The sequence below is a fragment of the Lysobacter claricitrinus genome (assembly GCF_045866565.1).
GTDB lineage: Bacteria > Pseudomonadota > Gammaproteobacteria > Xanthomonadales > Xanthomonadaceae > Cognatilysobacter > Cognatilysobacter claricitrinus.
The window spans coordinates 1-2427 of record NZ_BAAFZV010000004.1; the positions used below are offsets into that span (position 1 = coordinate 1).

At 66.1% G+C, this 2427-nt stretch carries 1 protein-coding gene; it reads right to left on the reverse strand.

The window, feature by feature from the left end:
• Nucleotides 1–662 precede the first annotated feature (662 nt).
• Nucleotides 663–1043 carry a VOC family protein gene (locus ACKTTN_RS13930; protein ID WP_407910513.1) on the reverse strand — a complete coding sequence of 127 codons (381 nt, stop codon included), beginning with the start codon at nt 1041–1043 and terminating at the stop codon, nt 663–665.
• Between the last annotated feature and the right edge of the window lie 1384 nt (nt 1044–2427).

Consider the following 2427-nt stretch of genomic DNA (forward strand, 5'->3'; position numbering starts at 1 on the left):
CGGCCGGCGCACCGCCGGTGGGGGCGATGCCGTTGCCCGAGGCGATGTCCGACATCCCACGCATCCGCGTCTCGTGGGCGCGGATCTGGGACAGCACGGAGGAAATCGCGTCGGTCATGGCCTGGCGGGCTCGTCACGGGAACTTGACGGGGCTCAGGCAAGCGGCGTGCCACGCCGGCGCCGGGAAACCGGCGGTGGGCGGGATTGCTGCTGCGGAGGCGCTTTTAGGCGGCGTGGTCGGATCTGGCGGGCTGCCGGCGCTCCCGGGTACCAGGAATACTTGCAGCCGCTTGTCAGGCTGCCGCTCGCTCACGGATCGGCGGGCGGGCAGGGGTACCCGGCCTTACGGCCGCTGATGCAGTCCCGGGTTCGAGGCGCGCCGCTGGCAACCGGGCGGCCCGATGGATAATGGCCGCCCACATAGAAACCGGAGCGGCCGTGGGTTTGCGCGAAACGCGGGCCACGTTCGGCCGGGCCGCGGCGTGTCGGGATTCCGGCTGGAGTCGGGCGCGGGGGCGCTACCGGTCCGTCAACGTCGCGACCAAGCGGCCGCGGTTGGAACCCTCGACGGCTATGGAGGTGCCACTACGCAGCGCTGTCCCGCGACGAGCCGTCAGGCCACGGGCTGCTCGAACGACAGTCCTCCCGCAACGCTCCGCCCGCTACTGCCCAGCCGGCGGCTCCCACAGCTCGACCTTGTTGCCTTCGGGATCGATCACCCAGCCGAACTTGCCGTATTCCGAGTCGTCCATCTTGTCCATCACGTTGCAGCCCTCGGCGCGCAGCGCGGCGAGCAGCGCAACGAGATCGCGCACGCGGAAATTCACCATGAAGGCGGCAGTACTCGGCTCGAAATGCCTGGTGTCGGCCGCGAACGGCGTCCACAGCGTGGAACCGGTCGGATTGGCCGGCGTGCCCCACGCCAGTTGCGCGCCGCCCCAGTCCTGCACGTCGAGGCCCAGATGCTCGCGATACCACGCCGCGAGCGCTGCGGGATCCTTCGCCTTGAAGAAGATGCCGCCGATGCCGGTCACGCGTTCCATTGCACACCTCGAAAAGACATTGTGGGATTGCGCCACGTCGTCGCGAGCGCGGCATTCGCTGCGCCGTCGANNCGATAGCAGCGACCCGTCGTGCACAGGCGCGGCGACGACAGACGGCGGCGCTGCACTTCGCGGTTCGTGCGGGTGATCGACGACGGCGCGTCGACGCCGGACGACCACTACGAAAGAGTCGCGCACATGACGGGGCTTTCCGAAGCACACCGGTCCATCCAGCGTCCGCGATTGAGTCGTCGCGCGCTACAGCGAGTTCGACGCGCCGGTTCTTCGCCTGGTTCGCCGGCGAGCTGTTCGGCACCTTCGAGTTGTTCGGCCCGTGCCAGAACTTCACCGTCTTTGATTCGTCGACGCCCGGTCGCGTCAGGTGATTGGCGTCGCGCTTCGGCCGCTGATCGAACGTCGCGCTTCGAGCCTTTGATCGAGCGGTTTGACGCGAATCGCAGACCGTCCTCTCTGATGACGTCGAGCTGCCGCGTCCCGATCCAGTTCACCGACCACTTGGGCTACGGTGTCTGCATCAACCACAGCAATCGCGGCGGCGCGTGCATCCATCCGAGACGGCCCGCGTGATAGCCGAAAGACGCTGTCGACGTCAAAGAATGAGCTTGCCCAGGGAGCGCTGCGGAGATCGGGGGGCGCGCGCATCCGTCCCGACAGGAGGCGCGTCGCCCCGGGGCCTGACTCTACGGAGGTGAGATCACGAACGAAGAGAGGTCGTCAGACGTCTGCACCCGCGTCGCGCCCATGCCTTCATACAGTGCGATCGCACGGAGATTGTTCGCGCGCACGCCCTGAATCACGAACTCGCTGCATTCTTTTTCGCGAGCCTTCAGTCTCAACNNTGCTCGATGACAGCCGTGCCGTAACCGCGCGAACGCTTGCTGGGGTCGATCTCGATCTTCTCGAGCACGAACGAACCGCCCGCCTTGAACCAGCCGTACGCACGCCCTACACGCTGGCCATCCAGCCACGGCTCGATCACGTAATGCTGCCGGTGCTCGGTTTCCTCGAAATGCCAGTCGGCTTTGAGCTGTAGGTGGTCGGTTTTCAGGGCGGTTCTCTTTGCTATCGACGGGCACGGATTCGAGTCAGGACGCGCCGCAAAAGGACGCGTTCAAACGAGTCTGTTGGCGCAATGCTACGCGACACCGCGTTCAGCGCCTCGACAACCATTGCTCGCACCCTGGGCGACGTCACATTGCCGAGTAAGCGAGCTGATCCAGCGGTCACGGCTGCCGCTTCGGCGGGCAAATGGTGCGATCTGGCAGGTGTACCCGACACACGGGAACTGTCTCGGCGAAGCGCGCAGCACACGAGAATCGGAACACCATTCCGACGAGTCGCTCGCAGCACCAAAAAGCTCTTC